General features: G+C 69.9%; 13 protein-coding genes and 1 pseudogene. 6 read left to right on the forward strand and 8 right to left on the reverse strand.

Going from position 1 to position 21,840, the window contains the following annotated elements:
• Positions 1-43: 43 nt before the first annotated feature.
• Positions 44-913: an aminoglycoside 3'-phosphotransferase gene (locus AB0I83_RS26625; RefSeq protein ID WP_363306405.1), complete on the forward strand. Its 870-nt coding sequence runs from the start codon at positions 44-46 to the stop codon at positions 911-913.
• Between the two features lie 25 nt (positions 914-938).
• Here AB0I83_RS26625 and AB0I83_RS26630 read toward each other — a convergent pair.
• From AB0I83_RS26630 to AB0I83_RS26650, 5 genes and pseudogenes are all read right to left on the reverse strand, one after another.
• Positions 939-1,693: pseudogene (locus AB0I83_RS26630) on the reverse strand (transposase); the annotation flags it as partial.
• A 384-nt stretch (positions 1,694-2,077) separates the two neighbouring features.
• Positions 2,078-3,310, reverse strand: coding sequence for a glycoside hydrolase family 64 protein (locus tag AB0I83_RS26635; RefSeq protein ID WP_363306406.1), 1,233 nt, complete (start codon positions 3,308-3,310; stop codon positions 2,078-2,080).
• Positions 3,311-3,632: 322 nt separating this feature from the next.
• On the reverse strand, positions 3,633-4,442 hold the full coding sequence (locus AB0I83_RS26640) for an SAM-dependent methyltransferase (RefSeq protein WP_363306407.1): 810 nt from the start codon (positions 4,440-4,442) through the stop codon (positions 3,633-3,635).
• Positions 4,443-4,582: 140 nt separating this feature from the next.
• Entirely contained in the window at positions 4,583-6,196 is a 1,614-nt protein-coding gene (locus tag AB0I83_RS26645) for a SpoIIE family protein phosphatase (protein WP_363306408.1), read from the reverse strand.
• Positions 6,197-6,973: 777 nt separating this feature from the next.
• Positions 6,974-7,387 (reverse strand): MerR family transcriptional regulator, encoded by a 414-nt coding sequence (locus AB0I83_RS26650; RefSeq protein ID WP_363306409.1) that lies wholly within the window; start codon positions 7,385-7,387, stop codon positions 6,974-6,976.
• Between the two features lie 398 nt (positions 7,388-7,785).
• Here AB0I83_RS26650 and AB0I83_RS26655 point away from each other — a divergent pair, with 398 nt between their 5' ends.
• A complete protein-coding gene (locus AB0I83_RS26655) occupies positions 7,786-9,291 on the forward strand; it encodes a SulP family inorganic anion transporter (protein ID WP_363306410.1) in 1,506 nt (501 codons plus the stop codon).
• Positions 9,292-9,418: 127 nt separating this feature from the next.
• Here AB0I83_RS26655 and AB0I83_RS26660 read toward each other — a convergent pair whose 3' ends face one another.
• Positions 9,419-10,849: an endo-1,4-beta-xylanase gene (locus AB0I83_RS26660; protein WP_363306411.1), complete on the reverse strand. Its 1,431-nt coding sequence runs from the start codon at positions 10,847-10,849 to the stop codon at positions 9,419-9,421.
• Positions 10,850-11,809: 960 nt separating this feature from the next.
• On the opposite strand from AB0I83_RS26660, the gene AB0I83_RS26665 reads away from it, so the two are divergent.
• From AB0I83_RS26665 to AB0I83_RS26675, 3 genes are all read left to right on the forward strand, one after another.
• Positions 11,810-13,234 carry a non-reducing end alpha-L-arabinofuranosidase family hydrolase gene (locus AB0I83_RS26665; protein WP_363306412.1) on the forward strand — a complete coding sequence of 475 codons (1,425 nt, stop codon included), beginning with the start codon at positions 11,810-11,812 and terminating at the stop codon, positions 13,232-13,234.
• Positions 13,235-13,368: 134 nt separating this feature from the next.
• Positions 13,369-13,758, forward strand: coding sequence for a cupin domain-containing protein (locus tag AB0I83_RS26670; protein ID WP_363306413.1), 390 nt, complete (start codon positions 13,369-13,371; stop codon positions 13,756-13,758).
• A 119-nt stretch (positions 13,759-13,877) separates the two neighbouring features.
• The gene (locus AB0I83_RS26675) at positions 13,878-16,946 is read left to right on the forward strand and encodes an endo-alpha-N-acetylgalactosaminidase family protein (RefSeq protein ID WP_363306414.1); all 3,069 of its coding nucleotides are present in this window, start codon (positions 13,878-13,880) and stop codon (positions 16,944-16,946) included.
• A 140-nt stretch (positions 16,947-17,086) separates the two neighbouring features.
• On the opposite strand, the gene AB0I83_RS26680 is transcribed toward AB0I83_RS26675, so the two are convergent.
• Together AB0I83_RS26680 and AB0I83_RS26685 are read right to left on the reverse strand one after the other, a co-directional pair.
• A complete protein-coding gene (locus AB0I83_RS26680) occupies positions 17,087-18,316 on the reverse strand; it encodes a PP2C family protein-serine/threonine phosphatase (protein WP_363306415.1) in 1,230 nt (409 codons plus the stop codon).
• A 654-nt stretch (positions 18,317-18,970) separates the two neighbouring features.
• Complete coding sequence (locus tag AB0I83_RS26685) at positions 18,971-20,737, reverse strand: glycoside hydrolase family 35 protein (RefSeq protein WP_363306416.1); 1,767 nt, start codon at positions 20,735-20,737, stop codon at positions 18,971-18,973.
• A gap of 127 nt (positions 20,738-20,864) precedes the next feature.
• Between AB0I83_RS26685 and AB0I83_RS26690 the strand changes: the two genes are divergently transcribed.
• A complete protein-coding gene (locus AB0I83_RS26690; protein ID WP_363306417.1) occupies positions 20,865-21,761 on the forward strand; it encodes an AraC family transcriptional regulator in 897 nt (298 codons plus the stop codon).
• The last annotated feature ends 79 nt before the right edge of the window (positions 21,762-21,840 follow it).

A 21,840-nucleotide genomic window follows, 5' to 3' on the forward strand; every position in this document is an offset into this window, starting at 1 on the left:
CACCTCGGGAGGAATCGCTAAATTCTGTGGATCGGCTGGTCGGATGGGCGACTGGCCGATGTGCCCAAAAGTGATTGGCCTTGGCGGCCGCTCTGGTGAGAATGAGCGGATGATCGCCACTTCGCCCCAGGGGCCTGTCGAGCCTCCACGTATCGTTGCCGAGCTCGCTGCGGGGCGGCCGGTACGGGCCGTGTGGGAGAACGAGCTCGGCGGGTTGACGTTCCAGGTCGGCTTGGGCGATACACGGCAGTTTATTAAGTGGACGCCGGTCGGCAGCGGTATCGACCTTGCGGCTGAGGTGGCACGCCTGCGGTGGGCGGCGGGGTTCACCGTGGTGCCGCGGGTACTCGGTGAGGGCGCGGACGAAACGGGGTCCTGGATCATCACCCATGGCTTGCCCGGACGTACGGCGGTGGACGACCACTGGAAGCGCGACCCCGGCAGCGCGGTACGCGCGATCGGCTCGGGGCTGCGGGCGGTCCATGACGCGCTGCCCATCGCGGACTGCCCGTTCGACTGGTCAGCCGAAATGCGCCTGGAAGGTGCACGGTCACGAGCGGTGGCGGGACGGATCAGTCCAGCGGACTGGCCTCAAGAGCTTCGGCACTTCGGCACTGTCGAACGCGCGCTCGATGCGCTCGCTGACATCCCGCCCATCGACCGGCTCGTCGTCTGCCATGGTGACGCCTGCGCTCCCAACACCCTGGTCGGTGACGACGGCACGTGGACCGGGCACGTCGATCTCGGCACGCTCGGTGTCGCGGACCGCTGGGCCGACCTCGCGGTTGCCACGTGGAGCACACAGTGGAACTACGGTCCGGGATGGGAAGAGCCACTGCTCGAAGCTTACGGAGTCGAGCCGGACCTGGAACGGATCATGTACTACCGGCTGCTGTGGGAACTGTCGGACTGAGCATCGCAAGCCGCGGTGACGTGAGTCAGGCCGCCTGAGCCTCGGAGCGTTCGACGAGGTGGCCGCGTTCAAAGCCTGCTCCGGCCCGGCCAAGGCAACGAGGTAGGGTGCGTTCACGGGCCGCCACCGGGCCTGGGCGGACTCGACGAGTTCGAACGCCATCGCGAGTGCGGCGGCCGCACTGCCAGCCCCCTTGGTGACCTTCGTCCTGAGCCTCACCGTGGCAAAGGTCGACTCGATCGGGTGCGTCGTGTGCAGGTGGATCCAGTGCTCGGCGGGGAGGTCGTAGAACGCCAGCAGCTCGTGGACGTGGTCGGTGACCTTCCTGACGGCCTTGGGGAACTTCACCACGCTGTACGTTTTCTCGAACGCCGCGACGGCCTTCAGCGCGCGCTCACGGTCCTCGGCGTTGCAGATCTCCTTTCGGGCAAGAACATTTGAGGTCTTGTGAACCCAGCACCGCTGGTGCCGGGCCTCGGGAAACACCTCGGCGATAGCCCTCCGGAATCCCAAGGCGCCGACGGCCAAGACGGGGGATCGCATGCCCCTGAGCCGGCTGTCGCGCAGGAGGTCAGCCCAGGACTCGGCCGATTTGCGGGAGCCGTCGCTCATGGCGATCAGCTCGTTCGTGCCCTCGGCAGGGACGCCCATCAGCACCAGCACGCAGGACTTCGCCTGGGCAGGGCGTATGCGCAGGTGGATGCCGTCAGCCCACACGTAGACGTAGTCGGTGGCGAACAGATCCCGCTTGCCGAACGCCTGGTGGTCGGCCTGCCACTGCCGGGCCGTCCTTCTGGGGCCCGAAGGGACCCGGTGGGGCGGCAAAGTCCTCCGGGAGCGTCGGCGTGAAGACGTGCTCGCCGCGGTCCAAGTTGTGGCGGGCACGTCTTCACGCGGGCGGACGACGGGGAGGCATCGGGCGCTGCCGACCCCCGATGACGCGACCGGGACCGAGGCCGCCCGTACAGACGGCGACTTCACCGTTCGGCCGCACGTAGGGTGGCTCAACCGACCGCCTGCGGATACCCCGTCATGCTCGTCCAACCCGAGGCCCCGCCGGGCTTCGGCGGGCGTTGGCCGGGGCGGGCGGATCCCACTCCGCCCCCTGCCCGCGGGAACGACTCGGCACGGAGGGGTCCATGAGCAATCGGACACGGACAGGTCCTAGTTGAACGAGTCCAGCGTGATGTACGCCTGCTGCGGGTCGCCGTCGTGCACGAGCGATTCGTGCGCGCCCACGTCGTCGAAGGCGAAGCCGTAGGCCTTGCCGTCGGCCATCTGGGCGTGGATCTTGGCGGAGTAGTGGTTGGTGACCGCGTCCTTGTAGAAGTTCGCGTTGCTCGCGTCGGGCTGGTTGGGGTTGGTCAGCAGTGTCGACCGGTTGTAGCCGGCGCACAGTGTGCGGGAGATGGGCCCCCGCACCAGGTCGTTGGGCGCGTCAAGGAGTTTGTAGCAGCCGAAGATGCTGTCGGAGTCAGGCTTCTGGAAGCTGGTGACGACCGCTCCCGAACTGTTGGTGAAGTTCATGGTGTTGCCCTGAACTCGTCCGAAGTACTTCGTGTTCGGCTGGTCCTTGAACGGCTGGACGGTCAGCGTCTGCGAGGAGTACTTGCTCCACACCCGGTTGACGTAGTCGTTCATGACGGAGGCCGGTAGCGCCCCGGCCTCGATGCCGTGGCCGGGGGCGAGCGCCCGCAGGATCGTACCGTCGGAGCGGGTCCTGATGAGCCCGCCCCAGCCGCCGGGCTGGCTGCGCAGGGAGTCGAAGAACGCTTTGTAGCCGCCGGACTTGAGGTGCCCGGTGTTGAGGGTGGTGCCGTTCGCCCGCTTCACTCCGACCGCGTAAGGGGCGGAGAACATGTCGACCTGCGTGCTGTTGATCCACAGGCCGGCGTCGTTGAGCGTGTACTCGGTCCAGTTGAAGAGGATGTTGGCGTTCGGGTCGCTCGGGTTCTGCACCGCGGGCTGCACCAGGCCGCCGGTGGTGAGCTTGAAGACGAGCTTCTGCCCGTAGGAGAAGTAGACCCGGCCGGAGAACTTCGGCATCCGGATCGTCTTCGACTGCCCGTTGGCCGGGCCTGCGATGGACGCGTCGGGAGCGGGCGTCGGGGGGTTGCCGCCGACGGGCCACGGATGGAAGGCGCCGTTCGCGTCTGCCCAGCCCTGGCGCCCGGACGAGAGTTCGGTGCCGATGACGTAGACGTGCACCTGCTCGCCGCGCCCGGAGTTGTTGGCCAGCGTGAGCGGGATGGTCGTGGGGACGGCCGCGGCCTCGGTGGCGGCGGTGACCTGGGTGGCGACGAGACATCCGCCGGCCAGCGCGAGCGCGGCAACCAGGGCGGCGGGCCTGGTGCGGGCCCGGTGCGTGTGCGGGGCGGAACGAAGGTTGGCAGACAAGCTCTACTCCTCATCCGGAAGGCCGTGCTGTGGAGGCAGCCAGTGGGAGACACCCGAGGCGACTCTGAGAGCGCTCTCAGGACACTTCCTGGAGCGTATCGACCGGTCAGGGACGCGTCAATGTTCTGGTCTGGACCAGAATCCGCGGGACGGATCGTGCGGCAGTGGTGGGAGCGGGTACGCCCGGGAGCCTCCCCGGGCGGACGATCAGGTGGCGACCTCGGCGACCTCGGCGACCTCGGCGACCTCGGCGACGTCCTGGGCCCGTTCATCCCGCCGTTCGGTCACCCCGGCGGATCGACGGGCTCGGGGGAGCCGGGCTTCAGGGCTTTCTGGCCACCGCGCCGTACATCGCGATGTCCCGGCCGTCGACGGCATTCTGCTCCGGACCCGGGCGCCAGGCGTGCACCTGGGCGACTCCCGGGTCCTGCAACTCCAGCCCGTCGAAGAACGAGGTGGCCGTCCGGAGGTCGCGCAGGACGAAGGGCATACCTTGCCGGCGGTACTCCTGCGCCACCCGGTTGACCTCCTCCGGTGCGAAGTCCGCGGTGCCGACGGTCATGGCCAGGTAGCTGCCGGACGGCAGAGGATCCAGCAGCCTGGTGATCAGACGCCGGTCGTCGGGCGGCAGGATGAAGTGCATGATGCCGATCACCATCAGACCGACGGGCCGGTTCAGGTCGATCAGGTCCCGGAACTCCTGGCTGCCGAGGATGGCGTCGGGGTCGTGCATGTCGGCGTCCACGTACGCGGTGGCGCCCTCGGTCGAACTCTGGAGCAGGGCACGCGCGTGCGCGAGCACGATGGGATCGTTGTCCACGTAGACCACGTGCGACTCCGGTGCCACCTCCTGCACGACCTGGTGCAGGTTGGGAGGCGTCGGCAGCCCCGTACCGATGTCGAGGAACTGGCGGATGCCGCACTCTTCCGCGAGGAACCGGCCGGCGCGGTGCATGAACCGGCGGTTCTCCATCATGTGGACGGGCAGGGCGGGCCAGTGGCGGCACATCGCGTCGCCGGCTTCGGCATCGACGGGGAAGTGGTCCTTCCCGCCCAGGATGTAGTCGTAGACCCGGGCGGAGTGAGCCCGGGAGGTGGTGAGTCCGCTCTGCCGGTCTTGGGGGGTGCTCATGCGAGGCCTCTTTCGGTCAGGTACGGCTTGTTCGACGGTATATCGCGGTGCCGGGTACACAAACGGGTTCGCCGGGCCGGAGGCTTCCGCCGGCCCGGCCCGGGCGACGCATCCGGGCAACTCCTCCACGCGTCGACGGACTACTGGCCCGCCCGCGCGTGCAGGGCGATGACGGCGATGTCGTCCAGCCGGTCGTGGGCGGGCGGCAGGAGTTTTCGGATCAGTGTCTCCAGGGGTACCCCCGCCCGTACGAGGGCCTCCGTGTGCTCGCGCAGGCGCCGAAGGTTGTCGCCGATGTCCGTGCCAGGTGCTTCCACCAGCCCGTCGGTATAGAGGACCAGGGTGTCGCCTTCCCGGATGACCGTGTGGAGATCGGTGCGGGGCAGGTCATCGGTGACGCACAACGGAGGGTCCGGGGCCGTGAGGCCGTGCAGGTACCGCGGCGGTGCGTCGCGCGGGATCAGCATCGGCGGAGGGTGACCCGCGTTGGACAGGGTGACACGCCAGACGCGAGGGGCCAGCCGACGGATGACCGTGTGCACCGTTGTGACCATCGACGGCCCGTCGAGCGCCTGCACGATTCGGTCGAGCCGGCGCAGGGTGACCGCCGGGCTGGCGGCGGGCCCGCTGTCGTAGGCGAGTCCTCGCAGCAGGCTGTTGACGCGGCCCATCGCGGCGGCAGCGTTCAGGTCATGGCCCGCGATGTCGCCGATGGACAGGGCGAGCGAGTCCGCCGAGAGCCTGACCGCGTCGTACCAGTCCCCACCGACCTCCGCGGCCGAGTCGGCCGGATGGTACAGAGCCGTGATCGAGATGCCGTCGACGACCGGTGGAGGAGTGAGGAAGGACTGCTGCAGGGCCAGAGCCTTGTCGCGGATCGACTGCAGCTCCATGGTTCGACGCAGGGGTCCGCTCATCTGCTGGAAGACGTCCTGCAGCAGGTTCAGATCGGCCTCGTCCGGCGGCGGGTTCCCCCGACAGGTTGTCGTGGCCACAAGGGCCACAGCCCTGCCGTCAACCACGACGGGAACCAGCGCGACACTGGTCGCACCGGATCTGCGCAGCCACCGTACGGAGGCCGTCGAGAGGCTGTCCTCCGGAGGCTCTCCGGGCGGGAAGACCAACAGACGGGCCTCCTGGTTCTCCACGACCTCCCGTGGGGCCACCCCCCGCAGGATGTCGCTGTCCAGCGGGTACAGGGACGGCAGCCCCGGTGCCAGTCCCACGCTCTGCGTCGATGGCGCGTACGCCGCACGCCTCGGCGGCCCGTGACCGGGCCCGCGCTCGCCCCGCAGGTGGAAGACGGCGACGGCGTCCGCGAGTTCGGGGACGACGGCGGCCGCGGTCGTCAGGAACGCCTCGGACAGGTCGTGCGCTGCCGGAACCGCCGCCATGCGAGCCAGTAGTTTCTCCCGTATCCGGACGCGCCAGTGGTCCTCGGCGTCGGCGGCCGTGCCGACCCATTCGGTGTCACCTTCCTCGTCCAGGACGGGCACGGCGATGATCTTGATGTGGCGGAAGCGGTCGGGGGTGTCCTTGAGCCGCACCCGTACAACCGTGTCGAGTGGAGAACTTTCCTCAGTGGTCCTGCGCCAGGCCCGCCGGAACCAGTCCCGGTCCTTCGGATGTACGGCGTCCATCCACGAGGTCCCGTCATCCGGGTGCCACAGCCTCTCCCTCAAGCCGCTTCCCGCCAGGAGAGTGATGACCCCGTCGGCCGACAGCACCCAGACCGACTGAGGCACGGCGCTCATCAGCGCCGCGTAATGCCGGAGGAGACGTTCTTGCTTCACCGACCCCGCCTTCGGTGTCCGCCCGGCGGCGGCACGGCCGCGGACTGCGGCGGAGCCGCTTCGTAGTGCCTCGGCGCGGGATCGTGGCTCGCCGTGCGTCCGACGCGGACCGGGCGGCGCCCGGCCGCCCCCGCCAGCTGCCCCGCGAAGCGGCGCCAGATCGGCGCCGTACGGCACACCAGGTCTCTTTCGCCGCTCATGTCCCGATCATCTCCCGCATCCGTGACGACAGCACGCCCTGACCGGGAGGCCCTGCGTGCCATCCCGCTCAGGAGATCCGGCAGGGAACCGGCCGGCGCTCACCGGCCCTAAGGGCTGTCCCGCGATTCCCGGCGGGCGCGCGACGACAGCTACGGCACCTCGCTGCGTTGTCGGAACATCCATATACGTCCAGTATGCGGACGTCCCTCCGCCTTGCGATGCACCGCATCTGACGCCGCGCGCTGATCCACCGGGAATTGCGGCACAGCCCTTGGCCTCCGGGTCGAAGTGATCGGCAGATCGCGCTTCCGCCCCGTGGGGCGGTCGCGACCTACTCGCGGCATGTACGCCACAGCGCCGGCGTGAGGCGGGGCGACAGAAGCTTGCGGCCGTCGTCGTCACCCTCGCGGGTGCCGGGTCGAATTCCCGTTCCTTCCGCAGGGCGAATCCGGCAAAGTCACACACAGGGCCGCTCTTCTGGGGATTCCCCACCCTCCACCGAATTGCTGACCGGCTCCGTCTCGTGTCGGCTCGGTGCTACAGGCCGGCGGTAGGAGGGTTCTGCTCCGAGCGGGCGCTCAGGGTTGCGGCGAAGTCCTCGGCGCGTTCCAGCTGGATGCGCAGCTTCTCCACCTGCTCGGCAGCGGCCTGTCGGTACGTGCGGACACGCTCCAGCAGGGCCTCGCGTTCGCCGGGCTCGAGAGTGGCGTCGCGGTCCAAGCGGTCGGTGGCGTCCAGAAGGTCGCGCATCTGGTCGAGCGTGAAGCCGAGCGGTTTCATGCGGCGGATGACCATGAGCCGGGAGACGTCGGTCTCGGTGTAGAGGCGGAACCCGCCTTGGGAGCGGGCGGAGGGGATGACCAGGCCGGTCTCCTCGTAGTGCCGGATGGTGCGCAGCGACAGCTCCGTCCGCGCGGCGACCTCGCCGATCTGCATGTGCTTGTCGTCCACGCCTGTGCCCCTGGCCCTTCCTGTCGTGGCGGGCCGCGCCTCGCGCGACCCCGCCGATCTCTACCCTAACGTTAGGGTAGAGTTGCTGACGGCGAGGGCGGTCCGGCTGCCCCGTCACTGCCCTTCCGGGGTCGATGGAGCCCCCGGCGAAGATCCGATTCTTGCAGGAGAGAGCGTGTGCGACCCCATGGCGCCGATCGCCGCCGCCTGCCCGTCGTGATCCTCCGCCTCCGGGCGTGATCCGTCCGGGCGGGCGCCGCCCAGGCTCCGGCTCGCCTCCTCCATGTCCTCCCGGCCCACCTCGGGCCGCCCGCGGGGCGCCGGCCGGTCTCCCGCTCCTCTTCCCTCACGCACGCGGCTGCCCGCGGTGTGCCCGAGCACGACAGGTACGCATCTCCTTGTCTTCTGCAGCTGTGACTCCCGCCGCGCGGTTGCGCGGCCTCAAGCCCGACTGGCTGAACAACCCCAAGGTCTGGCGCACCGAGATCCTGGCCGGACTGGTCGTCGCCCTGGCCCTGATCCCCGAGGCGATCTCCTTCTCGATCATCGCCGGTGTCGACCCCGCGATCGGCCTGTTCGCCTCGTTCACCATGGCCGTGGTCATCTCCGTCGTCGGCGGACGCCGGGCGATGATCTCCGCCGCCACCGGCGCCGTCGCCCTGGTGATCGCCCCTCTGAACCACGAGTACGGCCTGAGCTACCTGATCGCCGCCGTCATCCTCGCCGGGATCATGCAGGTCGCCCTCGGCGCGCTCGGTGTGGCGAAGCTGATGCGGTTCGTGCCGCGCAGCGTGATGGTCGGCTTCGTCAACGCGCTCGCGATCCTGATCTTCGTGGCGCAGGTGCCCGAGATGCGCGACGTGCCATGGGCGGTGTACCCGCTGATCGTCGGCGGGCTGACCCTGATGGTGTTCTTCCCGAAGCTCACCAAGGTGATCCCGGCCCCGCTCGTCTCGATCGTCATCCTGACCGTCATCACCGTCGCGGCCGGGATCGCGGTGCCGACCGTGGGCGACAAGGGCGAGCTGCCGTCCTCGCTGCCGGTGCCTGGCCTGCCCGACGTGCCGTTCACGACTGACACCCTGACGACGATCGCCCCGTACGCGTTCGCGATGGCGCTGGTCGGGCTGATGGAGTCACTGATGACGGCCAAGCTGGTCGACGACATCACCGACACCCACTCCTCCAAGACCCGCGAATCCATCGGCCAGGGCATCGCCAACATCGTCACCGGCTTCTTCGGCGGCATGGGCGGCTGCGCGATGATCGGTCAGACGATGATCAACGTGAAGGTGTCCGGTGCCCGCACCCGCCTGTCCACCTTTCTCGCGGGCTCGTTCCTGATGGTGCTGTGCATCGCCTTCGGCCCGGTCGTGTCCGACATCCCGATGGCCGCGCTGGTGGCCGTCATGGTGATGGTGTCGTTCGCGACGTTCGACTGGCACTCCATCGCCCCGAAGACGCTGAAGCGGATGCCGGCCGGGGAGATCGCCGTCATGGCCGTCACCGTGGTCATGGTCGTCGCGACCGACAACCTGGCTGTTGGCGTCGTCGTCGGCTCGGTCACCGCGATGGTCATCTTCGCCAGGCGCGTCGCCCATCTCGCCCGCGTCCACAGCGTCATCGACCCCGACGGCACGACGGTTGTCCACCGTGTCACCGGCGAGCTGTTCTTCGCCTCCTCCAACGACCTCGTAGGTCAGTTCGACTACGCGGGCGACCCGCAGAAGGTCGTCATCGACTTGTCCGCCGCCCACGTCTGGGACGCCTCCTCCGTGGCCGCTCTGGACGCGATCGAGAACAAGTACGCCCAGCACGGCAAGACCGTGGAGATCACCGGGCTGAACGACCTGAGTGCCGACCTGCACGGCAAGCTCACCGGCGAACTCACCGGCAGCCACTGACCTCCGCGCCGCGCAGCGCAGGACCCCGGCCCGTCGGGCCGGGGTCCTGCCGTCTCCTCCCGGCAGGGCGGGAGAAGCCGCGACGTGCCCCGTCAGCGGTTGGCCGGCACGTCTGCCGCAGGTCCCGTCAGCTGTGGGTCCACCGCTGGTTGCTTCCGTTCGAGCAGGAGTACAGCTGGATCAGGGTGCCGTTGGCGGTGCTCCCCGAGACGGCGTCGAGGCAGAGGCCGGACTGCGTGCCGACGATGGATCCGTTGGAGTCGAGGCGCCATTTCTGGTTGTCGCCACCCCAGCAGCTGTAGATCTGGACTTTGGAGCCGTTGCCGGTGCCGGCGGCGTCCAGGCACTTGTCGCCGTAGACCCTGAGTTCCCCGGCGTCGGTGTACGTCCACTGCTGGTTGACGCCGTCGTGGCAGTCCCACAGCTGGAGCTGGGTGCCGTCGGTGGTGCTGGTGCCCGGTACGTCGAGGCAGCGGCCCGAACCGACGCTCCTGACCGTTCCGGAGTCCGAAGGGGGCGTGGTGGAGCCGCCGTTGAGTGCGCCGAGCACGGCGGTGTACGCGCCCTTCTTGCTGCCGTCGCCGTTGAACAGCAGCGGTGTGTCCTGCGAACGCCAGGAGTCGGTGTCGCGCACGCCCCAGACGGTGATGCCGAGGCAGCGCGGGACCGACAGGCAGTCGTTGGTCACACTGGCGTAGGTCGAGGCCGGAGCGCCCTGGATGTCGAGTTCGGTGATGGCCACGTCGACGCCGAGGGCGGCGAAGCTCTGGAGCGTGGTGCGGAAGTTGCTGTTGTAGGGGCTACCGCTGTTGAAGTGGGACTGGAATCCGACGCAGTCGATCGGCACGCCGCGCTGCTTGAAGTCACGGACCATGTTGTACATGGCCTGGGTTTTCGCCCAGGTCCAGTTCTCGACGTTGTAGTCGTTGTAGCAGAGCTTGGCCGCGGGGTCGGCGGCGCGCGCGGCGCGGAAGGCCACCTCGATCCAGTCGTTGCCGGTGCGCTGCAGGTTGGAGTCCCGCCGAGCTCCCGAACTGCCGTCGGCGAATGCCTCGTTCACGACGTCCCACTGGGCGATCCTGCCCTTGTAGTGGCCCATGACGCCGTTGATGTGGTCGATCATCGCCTGGCGCAGTGTGCCGCCGCTCAGGCTCTGCATCCAACCGGGCTGCTGGGAGTGCCAGGCGAGGGTGTGGCCACGCACCTGTTTGCCGTTCTGCACGGCCCAGTTGTGGACGCGGTCGGCAGCGGTGAAGTTGAACTGGCCCCGCTGCGGTTCGGTGGCGTCGATCTTCATCTCGTTCTCGGCCGTCACCGAGTCGAACTCACGGCCCGCGATCGTCGTGTACGCCGAGTCGCCCAGCTTGCCGGAGGCGATGGCGGTGCCGAAGTAGCGGCCGCTCTGCGCCGCCGCGGCTCCGAGCGTGCCCTCGGCGGCCTGCGCGGTCGGCGGTGCGACCAGTGCGGCGACCGTGCCGAGTAAGCCGACGACCAGCGTCAACAGCAGGCCGCGGGTCTTTCGGCGGACAACGGGTCTGGTGGGGGTGTGCGAGCCCATGGCTGTGCCTCCAAGGTGGAAATCACGGAACGGCCGGAGCGCGGAGTGTGACGCCGCCCGTCCCCGTGCCGCGGACGCGGCACGGAGTCCCCGGACACCGCTGTACCGGGGCTGGATGATCCTCGAGGCGGGCAAGGGGGTACTCCGTCGCCGCTCAGCCGGGGGCCCTTCACGAGGCGTTACGCATGTCTCCCGCTTCGTGAAGAGCCAGGATGTGCTGGTGCCGGTCTCACCGGAACGAACGGGGTGGCGCAGGTGCATCAGGTGCGCGGATCTGGGATGCGGTGGCGCACGAACCTGCCGCGGCTCGCATTCCTCCCCGCCGGCGTGGTGCGAAATGTCGGTCAGTGATCGGCTTCTCAGACAGGAATGATTGAGGCTTGACGATGCATCGTCAAGCCTTTCGGGCGTAGAAAATTTCTGCTCTTCCATCGAAACTTTCGAAACCCTGTGGACCCTGCGGCGGGGCCCCTCGCTGCGGCCGGTGGGCAGGTCTCGTCGGCCAGGTCGGCGCGATGTCCCACTTTCGGGTCTTGGCGTGCGGATTCGAGCTGCACGGCGAGTCCCGATCTTTCGGAATCGAAAGCGATACGTGCGGGAGGTGTTGACGTCGCCCGCCGGGTCCCTATCATTCAAATTGCCCGACACGTCGACCTGCTTTCGATATTTCGAACAGATCAGTTCACTTCGTCGCATGGCAGGGTGTCTCCGGATCGCGCCGCTGAACACGGAGGTGGTTGTCATGAGCGCGTCGGCAATTGGCTCGTCAACCCCGGGCCGTGCCACCCGCGCCTCCGTCTCTGACTCCCATGTCGCCCGAAGCCGGGCGGCGAAGGACCGGAAGTCACAAGCGGCCTGCCGTGGTCCTCGCGCGCCGCTGCACACCGCACTCCACCGACAGTCCGGACGCCTTCTTGCGAGGCCGACCGGAACCGCCCACCCAAGGTTGGGGAAGCGCCCATGTACAGAAGTGGTTTCAGCCGCAGGCATCCCTCCGCGTGGCTCGGCGCGGCGTTCGCGGTGCCGGCCGCGTTGGCGTCCCTGCTCGTCGCCATCCCGGCTCAGGCTGCCTCGACCGGCGCCTTGCGCGGTGCCGGTTCGAACCGGTGTCTCGACGTACCGGGTGCCGAGCAGACCGACGGCACACGCCTGCAGATCCACGACTGCTGGGGCGGGACCAATCAGCAGTGGACGCTGACTGACAGCAGCCAGTTGACCGTGTACGGCAGTAAGTGCCTGGATGTTCCGGGCCATGCCACCACGCCCGGTACCCCGGTGCAGATCTGGACCTGCTCCGGCGGTGCGAACCAGCAGTGGCGGGCGAACGCCGACGGCACGGTCGTCGGGGTGGAGTCCGGGCTGTGCCTGGAAGTCGCGGGCGCCGGTACGGCCAACGGCGCCGCGGTGCGGATCGGGACGTGCAACGGTGCGGACAACCAGAAGTGGGCCGGTCCGACCGGGACGCCGCCGACCGACGGCTCGTGCGCCCTCCCGTCGGCGTACCGGTGGACGTCGACCGGTGTGCTGGCGCAACCGGCGAACGGGTGGGCGGCGGTGAAGGACTTCACCACCGTGACGTACAACGGCAAGCACCTGGTCTACGCATCGAACGTGTCGGGATCGTCGTACGGTTCGATGGTGTTCAGCCCCTTCACGAACTGGTCGGACATGGCATCGGCCGGTCAGACAGGGATGAGCCAGGCCGCGGTGGCGCCCACGCTGTTCTACTTCGCACCCAGGAACATCTGGGTGCTGGCGTACCAGTGGGGCGCGTCGGCCTTCGTGTACCGCACGTCGAGCGACCCCGCCGCCGCCAACGGCTGGTCCTCGCCGCAGCCGCTGTTCACGGGCGGCATCTCCGGGTCGGACACCGGGCCGATCGACCAGACCCTGATCGCCGACGGACAGAACATGTACCTGTTCTTCGCCGGTGACAACGGCAAGATCTACCGGGCGAGCATGCCGATCGGGAACTTCCCGGGGAACTTCGGCTCGTCGTACACGACGATCATGAGCGACACCAAGGCCAACCTGTTCGAGGGAGTACAGGTCTACAAGGTGCAGGGCCAGAACCAGTACCTCATGATCGTCGAGGCCATGGGTGCGAACGGACGCTACTTCCGCTCCTTCACGGCCTCCAGCCTGAGCGGGACCTGGACCCCGCAGGCCGCGAGTGAGAGCAACCCCTTCGCGGGCAAGGCCAACAGCGGTGCCACCTGGACCAACGACATCAGCCACGGTGACCTGGTCCGCGACAACCCCGACCAGACCATGACCGTCGACCCCTGCAACCTGCAGTTCCTCTACCAGGGCAAGTCCCCCACCGCAGGCGGCCCCTACGACCAACTGCCGTGGCGGCCGGGTGTCCTCACCCTGCGGCGCTGACCTGGCGGCTCACGCCGACCGTGCGGTGATGCGGTCCGCGGGCGCGGGGGGCGACGGATCGTCGTCCCCCGCAGGGGCAGGCGCGACACCGTGGTGATGGCGGGGCCGCCGCCGGGTGCCCTAGCGTCGTCGGCATGACCGACTTCACCACCTTCGCCGTGCACGTCCCGGACGCCGACCTCGACCCGGACCCGCTCGACCCCGCGCAGATTCTCGACGGTTCCCCCGAGGTGTCGGGGAAGGTCCTCTGGCAGTCCGAGGACGGCCGGCGGATCCGCGGCATCTGGCAGATCACCCCCGGAGTGGTGACCGACACCGAGGCGGACGAACTCTTCGTCGTCGTCGGCGGACGCGCCACGATCGAGGTGGCCGGTGGGCCGGTCCTCACCGTGGGGCCGGGCGACGTCTGCATCCTGCGCGAGGGCGACCGCACCACCTGGACCGTCCACGAGACCCTCCGCAAGGCGTACGAGATCACGCTCGCCGGGAGCGAGATCCACACCGGGGCCGCCGCGCAGGACTGAACTCCGCACCGGAGCCGGACGCGTTAGTCCAACACCCGCCCCTCCTTTGTCCATGGGCGCGCTCACCCCCGGCGGCGCATCTTGGCGTGCACAGATGCCGTCGAGCGCCAGGAGCGAGCATGCACGCACAGGATCCCGGACCGAGCCGCAGGACCGTGGTGGCCGCCACCGCACTGGCGGGGGCGGGGCTGGCCCTCACGGGACCCGGCGTCGCGCTCGCGGCGCAGCGGGAGGCCGTGCTGCGCTCCCGAGAACTTGAGGTGCGCGTCGACCCGGACTTCCCGCGCATCGTCTCGTACACCGACCGCGCCGGCGGCGCTGTACTGCACGGGCAGGAGGACCCGGTCACCGCCGTGCTGATCGACGGGACCGCCCGTACCCCACGGGTGACCTCACGCATCGGCCGCGACACGGCGTCGTACACCCTCGCCTTCGACGGCGGAACCGAGATCCGTGCAGAGATCCGTGTCACCGGCCACAGGGTCGACTGGCGGCTCACCAGGATCGCCGACACACCTGCTCTGCGCGTCGGCACGCTCGAGATCCCGGCGCTGGCCTTCCTGTCGGTACGCGGCGACCAGCCGGGCGCCGCCCTCCTCGCCGCACGCGTCCAGCTCGACAAGGCCGCGAGCGGCGACACCCTGGTCGAGCTCACGCCGGGCACCGCCTCCGACGCCGCGCCGACGGGCTGCGCGTACGCCGTCGTCGCCCACGACCGGCTCGGCGGGGCCCTGGAGACCAACACGACGTACGACAAACCCGACAGCGTGCCCGGGGCCACCTGGGAGAACGGGCGGCTGTGGCGGCGCACCGTCAGGAAGGAGGGGTACGTCAAGGCACAGCTCACCTGCGGGCAGTGGACCCACCGTGCCGCGACCGCGCCCCCGGACGCCACCGAGCCGCTCCCGTACGCCACCGTGATCATCACCGGTGACCGCAACGGCGACGGGGTGGTGGACTGGCAGGACGCCGCCATCGCCTTCCGCGACATCATGGTCGACCCGCTGGGCGCCGACGAGCAGCACCTGCGGGTCGTCCCGCACATCCCGTTCAACTTCGCCAGCCAGGCCACCAACCCGTTCCTCATGACGCTCGACAACGTCAAGCGCATCTCCCTCGCGACGGACGGGCTGCGCCAGTACACGCTGCTCAAGGGCTACCAGTCGGAGGGCCACGACTCCGCCCACCCCGACTACGCGGGCAACCACAACGAGAGGGCGGGCGGCCTCGCGGACCTCAACACGCTCGTGCGCGAGGGACGCAGGTGGGGAAGCGACTTCGGTGTGCACGTGAACGCCACCGAGTCGTACCCGGTCGCGAACGCGTTCTCCGAGAAGCTCGTCGACAAGAGCGACGAACAGTGGGACTGGCTCGACCAGAGCTACCGCATCGACCAGCGGCGCGATCTCGTCTCCAGCGACATCGTCAAGCGCTTCCAGGACCTCAGGGACGAGACCGACCCGGCCCTGAACATGCTGTACATCGACGTGTTCCGCGAGTCCGGCTGGACCTCCGACCGGCTCCAGCGGGCTCTGCGGGAGCAGGGCTGGCAGGTCACCACCGAGTGGGGCCACGGCCTCGAACGCTCCTCCCTCTGGTCCCACTGGGCCACCGAGACCGACTACGGCGCCGACACGTCCCGGGGCATCAACTCGCAGCTGATCCGCTTCATCCGCAACCACCAGAAGGACGTCTTCGCCGACAAGTGGCCGACGCTCCTGGGTATTCCGCGCACCGGCAACTTCGAGGGCTGGGTGAACAAGACCGACTGGAACACCTTCTACCAGCAGATCTGGACCGACAGCCTGCCCGCCAAGTACCTCCAGGCGTATCCCATCAGGACCTGGGGCGCCCACGAGATCACGTTCTCCGGCCCGACGAGGACCTCCGTGGACGACACCGACGGCACCCGCCGCATCACCACGGACGGCCGGATCGTGTACGAGGCGGGTAGCTATCTGCTGCCCTGGGAGCCGCGCGAAGCCACCGACCCGGACCGGCTCTACCACTACAACCCGGCCGGCGGCAGCAGCACCTGGCGGCTGCCGCGCGGCTGGTCCGGCCGCTCCGAGGTGGCCCTGTACCGCCTCACCGACCAGGGGCGGGTGCACGTCCGAGACCTGCCCGTCCGTTCCGGCCGCGTCACCATCGAGGCCGAGGCGAAGCAGCCGTACGTCGTCCACCGCACCCGGAAACCCGCCGGACGGGCCCCGCAGTGGGGGCAGGCGACACCGCTCCACGACCCGGGCTTCAACTCCGGCTCCCTGGACGGCTGGCACGTCAGCGGCCCGGCGTCGGTGGAGCTGAGCGACCTGGGAGACCACGAACTGGTCGTCGGCGCCGGGGCGGCGGCAGCCGTGAGCCAGCGGCTCGCCCGCCTCGCGCCAGGCACCTACGCCGCGTCCGTACAGGTGGAGGTGGGCAGGAACCCGGGTGAGCGCCGACGAGCCGCGCTCACCGTGCGCACCGCCGACGGAACCACCACCGAGAACTGGACCGACTCCTCCACCGCCGTCAACTTCGTCGCGGCGGACCGCAAGCACGACACCCGATTCCAGCGCATGTTCACCTATTTCACCGTGCCGGACGGCGGAGGCCCCGTGGACCTCACCCTGCGCACCGCGGAAGGGGATGCCAGGGTCCGCTTCGACAACGTGCGGATCGTCGCCGCGCGGCGCACCGCCAGGGCCGGAGCCGTGGCCTTCGAGGACTTCCAGCACGTGCCCCAGGGCTGGGGCCCGTTCGTCAAGGGCGACGCCGGCGGCTCGACGGACCCGCGCACCCATATCGCCCTGCGGCACGCCCCGTTCACCCAGCGCGGCTGGAACGGCAAGGCGATCGACGACGTCGTGGACGGCACCCGGTCGCTCAAGTCGCGCGGAGAGAACGACGGCCTGGTCCACCGCACCGTGCAGCACACCGTCCGCTTCGAGGCGGGCAAGCGCTACCGGGTGACCTTCCGGTACGAGAACGAGAAGGCCGGGCAGTACGCGTGGATCACCGGGGTCGACGCGCCGGCCGCCCGCGAACTCGACCGCAGGGACCTCCCGGTCGCCACCTCACCGGCCGTGCTGAGCTACGAGTTCACCGCACCGTCCGAGGGCGAGACCTGGGTCGGCCTGCGCAGGACGGGCGACGACGGGACGGCGGAGTTCGTGCTCGACTCCTTCGAGGTGCGCGAGGCGTGACGGGCCGCTGAGAGGACCCACGGAGGGGGACGAGGGCTGTCCCGTCATCCGTCGTCGTACGACCGCCGGGGGCAGGGGCCGAAAGCTGTGCGCCCGGCGGCCGTACGACGTCCGAGGCAGCCGGGCGTCAGGCGTCCCGGTCACTGCAGGCGGCTTGCGGAGGCCTGCTGGGTGTCGGCGCCGGAGCTGACATGCCGTTGGGTCTCCTGTGGACCGTGCCAGTCCAGGCAGACCACCGTCGCGTCGTCCTCCAGCCGGCCGTCGGCGGCCGCCCGGATCGCTGACGTCAGCATGAGAGTGGTCTCCCGCGGGTGCAGATCGCGGGTGCGCTCCACCAGCGCGGGCAGGTCCACGTACTTCCCCTGGTGTTCCAGCATGCCGTCGGTGAGCATGAGCAGTCGATCTCCGGGGCGCAGATCGATGTCCTGTACGCGATACGGATGCGGGGCGGACACGGCGAGCCCGAAAGGAGGGTCCACCTCGCAGGGGACCGTCTCCACGGCTCCGTCGCGCATCCGCAGGGGCCAGGGGTGACCCGCGTTGACGAGCTGAGCCCGCCCGGTGCGGAGGCCGACGCGCAGCAGCTGCCCGGTGGCGTGGCCGCGGGCGTGGGCGGCGAGGGCCTCGTCAGCCCTGCGGGCTTGCTCGGCCAGGCCCGTTCCCGCTCGGCGGGCGCCGCGCAGGGCGGCCACCAGGATGGTCGCGGCCAGGGCCGCGTCCAAGTCGTGCCCCATGGGGTCGGTCACCGACACGTGCAGGGTGTCGCGGTCCAGGGCGTAGTCGAAGGTGTCGCCGCTGAGGTCCTCGGAGGGCTCCAGGCTTCCGCACAGCGTGAACTGGGCTGCCTCGCAGGACAGCGACTGGGGCAGCAACTGGTACTGGATCTCTGCGGCCAGGGTGGGAGGTCTGGAACGTTTGCCCCAGGTGTAGAGGTCGGTGAAGCGCCCGTTGGCGATCACGATGTAGGCCAGCATGTGGCCTGCTTCCCCGACCCCGCGCAGGACGTCCTCGTCCGGTGGGCTCGGCAGGATCAGCTCCAGCAGCCCGATCGCGTCGCCGCGGTTGGTGACCGGCACGATCACCCGCTGTTCGTGGCCACTTGTCTCCTGGTACAGGCGCTGGGTACGGATCACCTGCTCGTAGACGGTGCCGGACATCGGGATCCGCTCAGCCGGCCGGCCGCTGCCCGTGTCCGGGGATGTGGACAACCGTGCGACCGCCCTCCCCGTCAGATCCACGATGAGGAACGAGATCTTCGTGGCGCCGAAATGCCGTCGGAGGTCCTCCGCGACCACATCGACGGCACCGACAGGCGCAGCCGTCTCCGCCGCTGTCAGGAGCCGGGGGAGTTCACCGCGCCAATCGCTCATGCGTGCCCCTTTCCTCGGCGGGAAGGACCGTGTCCTCCCCGCTGTCCCGGCTGCCCTCGTCCCGACGGCCACGGGAACTCCGCGTCCCCCGTGTTCCGGCATTCGCCACCACACCACCGCCCGGAGGGGAGCCCGCGCCGCACATCGCCGGGATTCTGCCCGTCACCCGGGCGAGTGCCTCGACGGCCGCCCGCTCGGACCCACGTCACGTCCGACGCGGGCTCATGGCCACGGACATCACGCCTGCATGGCCTCTTCGAAGGCTCTACCACAAGCCTGCACCCAAACAGGGCATTTGTCAGATGGGTGCAGGCGCGGTCGGCGCGCATGGAACGGACGCGTGCCGCTGATTCCCGGGCGTGGGTCCGCGCCGGACCTCACCGGCCCGGACCCACGTGACACGGGCCCGGAAAGGACAGCCGGCCCGCCTCCCTGACTGCTTCGTGAACACGGGAACACGCTCCGGACCGACAGGCGGGGCGGTCGGGTCGAGGCACCGGGGCCCGCCCCCTGGCCATGCCTCCTGGGGCGCGGCAGGACGAGGCGGCGGCGGGCGAACCAGGTCCGGTCCCCCCGGAGCCCCTGCCGGTGCCGTGACGGCGGTCGGCCCGGCAGGGCGGGCGCCTGGCCGTCAGCGGCTTCCGGACACACCCCTCAGCCGAAAGTCAGCAGGTGTCCGCCCGAGTGCTCCAGCTCCAGGACCCACACCTCGTTCGCACCCTCGCGCAGCAGGGTCCCGGGCACGTACAGGGACTCCTGGGGTCCCACGCTCCAGTAGCGCCCCAGGCAGAAACCGTTCACCCACACGAAGCCGCGCCCCCACCCCGGCAGCGAGACCCCGGCGTCACCCGCACCGCGCACGTCGAACGTTCCCCGGAAGAGGCCTGGGGAGGCCGCCTCCGGGGAACGGAACGGAACCCTCCCGAGGGCGTCCTCGCTCTCGAACGCGTCCAGGTCCAGTCCGCGCGCCCGTACACCGTGCAGATACTGCCTTTCGTGCAGGACGCCCCCCGTGATCCCCTTCGGCTCGCCTAGACGCGGGCCGTAGTTGACCCGCCCCAGCGACTCCACCCACAGCTCCACCGCCGCCGGCCCCGCGACCGGCTCGTCCAGCGCCGTGTACGAGCCGGCCTCGGCGGGGCCGCCGCCCAGCACCCCCGCCCGCACCCCGTCGACGTAGACCACCGCCCGGTCGCGGAGCCCGGTCACACCCAGCGGATACGGCCGGCGCGGCCCCGGCACCTCGACGCGGTAGCGGACCACACCCCGCGCCACGCCCAGCGCCTCGAACGTCGGAGGCATCGCCCACTCGGCCTCCGGACCGCCAAGGGTGTCCATCACGTCACTCAGCGGTGCCCACTCCACGAGCTCCGCGCGCACCGGACCGGTCAGCGCGGCGGGTGGGGCAGGTACGTCGGGCAGCGGGGCGCCACCACGGTGGAGCGCGAGGACGTCGCGGAAGAGCCAGAACTTCTCCGTGGGACGGCCGTACTCGTCGACCGGGGCGTCGTAGTCGTACGAGGTCACGGTCGGCCGGAGCTCCCCGTCGTGCAGTTCGCCGGAACGGTTCGCCCCCGACCAGGCGCCGAAGCTCGTACCGCCGTGCGCCATGTAGAGGTTGACGGAGGCGCCGCACCGGAGGATCTCCTCCAACGCCGCAGCGGCGTCGGCGGGATCACGGACCACCGGTTCCGCACCCCAGTGCCCGAACCACCCGCACCAGAACTCCATGCACATCAGGGGTCCGTCCGGACGGTGCCGCCGCAGTGCCTCGAAGCCCTCCCGGGCCCCCGAGCCGAAGTTCGCCGTCGCCAGCACCCCCGGCACCGAACCGCCCGTCAGCATGTGGTCCTCCGGACCGTCGGACGTGAACAGCGGCACCGTCACGCCGATCTCGCGCAGCATCTCCGCGAGACGGCCCAGGTACACCTCGTCGGAGCCGTAACTGCCGTACTCGTTCTCGACCTGCACCATGACGACCGGACCGCCCCGGTCGATCTGGCGACGCACCACCTGCGGCAGCAGAAGCCGGAACCACCGCTCCACCTGCCCGAGGAACGCCGGATCACGGGTCCGCACCCGGGTGCCCGGAGCACCTGTCAGCCAGTGCGGCAGACCGCCGTTCTCCCACTCGGCGCAGATGTACGGTCCCGGCCGCACGAGCGCCCACAGCCCCGCCGCCTGGACTGCGTCCAGGAACCGTCCCAGCGCCTCCACGTCGCGACCACGCCCGGGCTCCGGCTCGTGCAGGTTCCACGGGACGTACGTCTCCACACAGTTCAGCCCCATGGCACCCAGCATCGCCAACCGGTGGGCCCACTGGCCCTCGTGCACCCGGAAGTAGTGCAGAGCACCCGACAGCAGCCGTACCGGCCGCCCGTCCAGCTCGAAATCCTGCCGACCCACCGCGAATTCAGCCACGGTCCCCGCCTCTCGTTCCACCACCCCACCTCACCCCCCTGGCGGGCCGGCCGTCCATGGACAAAGATCAGCTCTGTTTGGACGCAACGGAACGCCGACGAGCCGGGCGGGGAGGAAGCGGAAGCGGATGTACCACACCTGGATGCGCTACTTCACGCCCAGTCCCACCCACCAGCGGCTGGGGCTGGTCTGCCTCGGAGTCGGCCTCCAGCACGGCACACTGCCCGCGGTGGGTCCCCGCACCCTGGACCACCACGTCGCCGTGGTCATCAGCGCCGGCCGGGGCTGGTACCGCCGCCCCGACGGCCGGGACGTCCCGGTGACCGCGCCCGCACTTATCTGGCTCGTCCCGGGCACCCCGCACCACTACGGTCCCGACCCCGCCACCGGGTGGGACGAGAGCTTCGTCGACTTCACCGGCCCGGCCACCGCCCCCTACACCGAACTCGGCTACATCGAACCCGACCGCCCGGTCGTCCCCCTCGCGGACACCGCGTCGGCCCGCGCCGCCGTGAGCCGCATCGCCCGGGCGGCCCGCCTCGGCAATCCCCTCCTGGAGGTCGAGACCGGCGCCGCCGTGCACGAACTGCTCGTCGCGCTGCGCCGCGCCCGCGCCGACGTGGGCGCCGACGGGGACCCCGTGCTCAGCTCCCTCGCCCGCGACGCCTTCCAGCCCATGTCCGTCGCCGAGCACGCCTCCCGCCACGGCATGACCCCCGCCGAACTGCGCACCGCCGTACGCCGCGGTGCCGGATGCAGCCCCAAGGACTACCTCCTCGGCATCCGCCTCGGCCGCGCCAAGGAACTCCTCGCCGCCACCGAACTCCCCGTGGCCGCCGTGGCCCGCCGGGTGGGCTACGACGACCCCGCCTACTTCTCCCGTCTCTTCACCCGCCGGGTCGGCATGGCCCCCGTCCGGTTCCGGGACCAGCAGGGCCGTGCGGTGCCCGGCGGCTGGAGCCATCAGATCCCGGATCCCGAACACCCTCCGACCATCGGCACCCCGCCGGCGCCGGCCTCCTGAGCAGACACTTCGACGACGGCCGTGCCGACCGCCTCCTCGGCGGTCAGTCCTTCCCCTGGACCGTCCTGCTGCTCCTGCT

The organism is Streptomyces sp. NPDC049970, assembly GCF_040660235.1.
GTDB lineage: Bacteria > Actinomycetota > Actinomycetes > Streptomycetales > Streptomycetaceae > Streptomyces.

Bases quoted from the DNA above. Each gene is read 5' to 3' on its own strand.
- AB0I83_RS26625 (WP_363306405.1), top strand. From the start codon at position 44: ATGGGCGACTGGCCGATGTGCCCAAAAGTGATTGGCCTTGGCGGCCGC.
- AB0I83_RS26640 (WP_363306407.1), bottom strand. From the start codon at position 4,442: ATGAGCACCCCCCAAGACCGGCAGAGCGGACTCACCACCTCCCGGGCT.
- AB0I83_RS26645 (WP_363306408.1), bottom strand. From the start codon at position 6,196: ATGAGCGCCGTGCCTCAGTCGGTCTGGGTGCTGTCGGCCGACGGGGTC.
- AB0I83_RS26660 (WP_363306411.1), bottom strand. From the start codon at position 10,849: ATGGGCTCGCACACCCCCACCAGACCCGTTGTCCGCCGAAAGACCCGC.
- AB0I83_RS26665 (WP_363306412.1), top strand. From the start codon at position 11,810: ATGTACAGAAGTGGTTTCAGCCGCAGGCATCCCTCCGCGTGGCTCGGC.
- AB0I83_RS26670 (WP_363306413.1), top strand. From the start codon at position 13,369: ATGACCGACTTCACCACCTTCGCCGTGCACGTCCCGGACGCCGACCTC.
- AB0I83_RS26675 (WP_363306414.1), top strand. From the start codon at position 13,878: ATGCACGCACAGGATCCCGGACCGAGCCGCAGGACCGTGGTGGCCGCC.
- AB0I83_RS26680 (WP_363306415.1), bottom strand. From the start codon at position 18,316: ATGAGCGATTGGCGCGGTGAACTCCCCCGGCTCCTGACAGCGGCGGAG.
- AB0I83_RS26690 (WP_363306417.1), top strand. From the start codon at position 20,865: ATGTACCACACCTGGATGCGCTACTTCACGCCCAGTCCCACCCACCAG.